This window comes from uncultured Negativibacillus sp., assembly GCF_944388365.1.
Taxonomy (GTDB): Bacteria; Bacillota; Clostridia; order Oscillospirales; family Ruminococcaceae; genus Negativibacillus.
This window is the reverse complement of record NZ_CALXIN010000132.1, coordinates 1-4,343: the sequence shown is the minus strand read 5'-3', so window position 1 is coordinate 4,343 and position 4,343 is coordinate 1. Positions and strand designations below refer to the sequence as shown.

The following is a 4,343-nucleotide window of genomic DNA, read 5'->3' as shown; positions in this document are numbered from 1 at the left end:
CGTTACGATCTCACGCATACCGTTGAGCCCAAAGCCATGCAGCGATTTATCCTGCTTGGTGGTGCTCAAGTCCGCGTGCTCGTCGCCTGCCAGCGGATTTTGCACCAGCAGCATGAACATCCCATACTCCACCTTACAGCGGAGGGTGATCTTTTTATTCTTTGCTCTTTGGGTCGCCTCGATGGCATTATCCAGCGCATTGCCAAACAGTGCGCACAGGTCGGTATCCGCAAAGGGCAGCTGTTGGGGAAGCGCAATCTTGATGTCAGCGCAAATCTCCAGCCGTTCCATCTCCTCGCATTTGGAGGTCAGCACCACATTGACAATCTCGTTGTCACAAAGCCGACGGAAACGCCGCAAAACGGGAGAATCGGTGAGCTTTGAAAGATATTCCTGCGCCTTGCCGGTCTCCTTCTCCTCCAACAGTCCCAGCACCGCATTCAGATGGTTGCGCAGATCGTGCCGCAGCGTGCGCACCTGCGTCTGCTCCTTCTGCAAGCTCTGATAGTAGACCTCGCGCATCTCGGCAAGAGCAGCCGCCTGTGCCTTTTGTTCATAGTCTGCCAGAATCAGGATGCTGTGCAGCAGCACCACCGAAGAAATCAGCGAGAGCGGCAGGATGAACATTCCCTGAAACAAGGTCAGACTTTCAATCAGGGTGGAGTCGGGCATCCAGTACGCCGGCAGGATCAGGACCGACAGGGTGACCAGCGGCAGCAGGGTCAGTCCGGCGCAGAGCTTCCACAATCGGTGCGGCAGACAAACCGCCTGGCGTTTGAGCTGACGGTGCAACGTCAGATAAAAGATGCCAAAAACGACCGGACGCACGATGCGCGACACCGTATCGTACAGGCCAAAACGGTCCAGCGGTATCAGGTAGGTGTCGGACATCGCACAAACCGACATGATGAAACAATAGAAGATGCCGCCCACCGTCAGCCTTCCCAGCCAGTCTCCTTTGGTGGCAAGGAAAAGAGCGGCGATATAAAACGGAAAGGTCATCGCAAAGTTGTTGTCTCCAATCCAGATGACCATGCCGCTGGAAAGGGTCATCGCAGAAAAGAGCAGGGCTTTTGCCCACCAGCGCGGCTTTACCTCTGTAAAACGCAGACAGGTGCGGTACAGAAAATATCCGTTGAGCAGGACAAAAATGATATAGGGACCCAGGAAAAACAAGAGGGCGTTGTTCATGAAAATCATCCCTCCAGCGTTGTTCTGGTCAGCGCAAGCAGCGCAGACGAATGGTAGCTGCGGCTGATGGGCAAGGTGGTATCGCCCACCTGCACCTCGCTGCCGCACAGCTGGCGGATGGCGGCAGAACGCACCAGATACCGCTGGTGGATGCGGACAAAGCCCGCGCCTTCCAGCTCCTGCTCCACCTCGTCGAGTTTGCCATAAAAGCTGTAGGTTCGGTTTTGGGTCACACAGTTAACCTTGCGGCGGTCCGATTCAAAGTACAAAATTTCCTTATACGGGATACGAAACCAGCTGTCGCCATCCCGACAGGAGTACACTGCCTGCGATTCCTGACAGAGCTTCATCAAAAAGCGGGAGAGAATCTCCTCCAGCTGGTCGCGCTTGGCAGGCTTCATCAGGTAGCCCAACGCTCCCACGCGGTAGCCGTCAAACACATAGTCCGAAGATCCGGTGACAAACACCATTTGCAGCGCGCTGTGCTTCTGGCGCAGCTGAGCGGCTGTTTCCATCCCGTTTAGATTACCCATCTCGATATCCAGAAACAAAAGGTCGATTTCGTTGGGATGCTTCTCATCCCAACGCAGCAGCGTTTCGCCGGAGGAAAACTCAAAGATGGTATGTTCGATATTTTTTCCTTCCAGGATACTTTCCAGAAGCCACCGCAGGCTTTGGCGGTTGTCCTGGCTGTCATCACAAATTCCAATCGAGAGCATGAAACTGCTCCTTTCGTCTGTTTATTTTGCAATTTATTATAGCATAGCCGCAGGGATTTACAAAACAAAACTTTACATCAAACCTGTCGTTTATGACATCCCACTTCTAAAGTTTACATCACCGCTGCCAAAGATGACAACCCCATTTGCAGCCGGATATTGCGCGTGGTATCGTAAAAGTAAAGAAAGGAGCGATACCATGTTATCTGTGCAGAATCTTCACAAGTCCTACAAGGTAGGCAGCGAAAAATATGAGGTGCTCAAAGGAGTGTCCCTGGAAGTGCAGAAGGGAGAATTTGTGGGCGTCATGGGGCCTTCCGGCTCCGGCAAATCCACCCTGCTCAACTGCATTTCCTGCTACATTCCGTCCGATGCGGGCAAAATCGAATTGGGCGACGTCGATCTTGCGACGCTCGATGAAGAGCGGATGGCGCATGTGCGAAACGAAAAGCTGGGCTTTGTCTTTCAGGACTTTTTGCTGCTGGACGGACTGACCATTCGGGACAACATCATGCTGCCGCGCATCATCGGCGGGAAAATCTCCTCCTCGATGGAAAAAAGCGCCGACCTGCTGTGCGACCTGTTCGGCATCTCCCACATCAAAAACAAATACCCTGCGGACATCTCTGGCGGCGAAAGACAGCGCACTGCCGTTGCCCGCGCCCTCATCAACAATCCCGAGCTGATTTTGGCCGACGAACCGACCGGCAATCTGGACTCCAAGTCCGCGCAGGCGGTCATCGACGCCTTCCTGCGCGCAAAGAACGAGCTTTCCGCCACCATCTTCATGGTGACCCACGACTCCTTTGCCGCCAGCTTCTGCGACAGGGTCGTCATCCTCAAGGACGGAAACGTGCGCAAAACACTGGTGCGTGCCAATCAGGAGCGCCGCACCTTCCAGGATGCTCTGCTGGATGCCATCCGCGAATTAAGTGAGGTGAAGGGAGAATGAAGGACCTTCGTGCTGTATTTTCTGCCCTGCGCAAAAACGGCAAGGGACAGTACAAACTGCTTTCCGGCTGCCTGTTCTTTGGAAGTCTGCTGATCACTGCCTTTTGCATGATGATGTACTCTCCAACGGTGCAGAACACCCTGCCAGAGGGCGGCGACTCCCGCAAACAGGTCATGATGATTTTTATTCTGGCGGTCATCGGCTGCGCTGCCTTTTCGGTCTACGCATCGGGACTGTTCTTCCGCTACAAGTCCAGAGAATGCGGCGTCTTTCTGGCGCTGGGACTCAGCCGCAGGACGCTGGGTCAGCAGCTGCGCCGCGAGGTCATCCGGCTTGCCGTCGCCTCCTGCGGCGCCGGCATGATTCTGGGTACGCCGCTGTGCTGGCTCATCTGGTCGCTGTTTCGCCTGTCGTTGGTGGACACGCCGGAGATGGCGCTGATCTTTGACCTGCGCGCCTACCTGATTCCCCTTCTCTTCCTTTTATTTGTGCTGAGTATGCTGCTTGTGATGCTAAAGCGATTCCTTGCGCGGGTCAACGTACTGGACATCATTCAGGAAAGCCACCGCGCAGAACCGGTTCGCACCGTTGCCCGCTGGTATGGCTGGGGCGGCATCCTGATGATTGCCGTCGGCTGCCTGCTGGGATACTTTGTCCCGAGCTTTTGTGTGCGGGTGCTGCACTGGTACGCACCGTCCATCTTCACGGCGCCGTTTTATCTGCCGGCGCTGATCGGGCTTTACTGGGTGCTGCTCTATACCGTTGTCGGAGGCTGGCACAAGGGTAAAAGCCGCTATACCCATCTGATCGAAAGCGGCATGATGCAGTTTCAGGGAAGGCAGACCGTCCGCAACATGCTGGTGGTCACTGTATTGGTGGCGGGCGCTTACTTTGCCTCCTTCTATACCCCGATGATGATTGTCCCTGGCCGCGCGGAAATCGAAAACCGTCCGGTCGGCTATCAGTTTTTCTACCGCGCCGATCAGGAGATGCTCACCCAATCCGAGATGGAGCAGATGGCCTCCGACTTTGGCGCAAAGATCGTGGATTATGTGCAGATGCCCTCCTCCTCGCTGGCAGTGGACGGCGAAGCCGAGGTGGAAACCGAAGGCCCGCTTGGCACGACCTACACCAAAGAGTATCGGGAAGCCTTTCTGGAGCGTCGATTCTTCTCGGTTTCCAGCTGGAACGCACTCACCGGCGACGACCTTGTACTCCAAAAAGGAGAATGTGCGGCGACGCTTGATTATTACGGAGGCAGTGTGGACATTTCCATTGTGACCAATCCGGTCACCATGCAGACGCTTTCGGTGACCACCCTGCCGGAGCCGCTGCCGAGCGAGCTGTTTCAGGACATCCTTGTCCTGAGCGACGAGGACTATGCCTTCATCACACAGGGACTTACTCCCGACTGGCAGGAAGTGCAGGTGCTCTTTAACGCAGAAAATGACAGCTATGCTTTTTCCAAGGCACTGCTGCAC

The 4,343-nt window shown here is 55.2% G+C and carries 4 protein-coding genes; 2 read left to right on the top strand and 2 right to left on the bottom strand.

Annotation, left to right across the window (positions count from 1 at the left end):
* Both Q0L39_RS10950 and Q0L39_RS10945 read right to left on the bottom strand, forming a co-directional pair.
* The coding region (locus tag Q0L39_RS10950; RefSeq protein WP_296629151.1) for a sensor histidine kinase at positions 1-1,191 on the bottom strand (1,191 nt) is incomplete at its 3' end.
* A gap of 5 nt (positions 1,192-1,196) precedes the next feature.
* A complete protein-coding gene (locus tag Q0L39_RS10945; protein ID WP_296629148.1) occupies positions 1,197-1,910 on the bottom strand; it encodes a LytTR family DNA-binding domain-containing protein in 714 nt (237 codons plus the stop codon).
* Between the two features lie 199 nt (positions 1,911-2,109).
* Between Q0L39_RS10945 and Q0L39_RS10940 the strand changes: the two genes are divergently transcribed.
* Both Q0L39_RS10940 and Q0L39_RS10935 read left to right on the top strand, forming a co-directional pair.
* A complete protein-coding gene (locus Q0L39_RS10940) occupies positions 2,110-2,862 on the top strand; it encodes an ABC transporter ATP-binding protein (protein ID WP_296629147.1) in 753 nt (250 codons plus the stop codon).
* Positions 2,859-4,343 (top strand): ABC transporter permease (locus Q0L39_RS10935; protein ID WP_296629145.1); only part of this gene is annotated, 1,485 nt, incomplete at its 3' end. The genes Q0L39_RS10940 and Q0L39_RS10935, both read left to right, overlap by 4 nt.

Bases quoted from the DNA above. Each gene is read 5' to 3' on its own strand.
- Q0L39_RS10945 (WP_296629148.1), bottom strand. From the start codon at position 1,910: ATGCTCTCGATTGGAATTTGTGATGACAGCCAGGACAACCGCCAAAGC.
- Q0L39_RS10940 (WP_296629147.1), top strand. From the start codon at position 2,110: ATGTTATCTGTGCAGAATCTTCACAAGTCCTACAAGGTAGGCAGCGAA.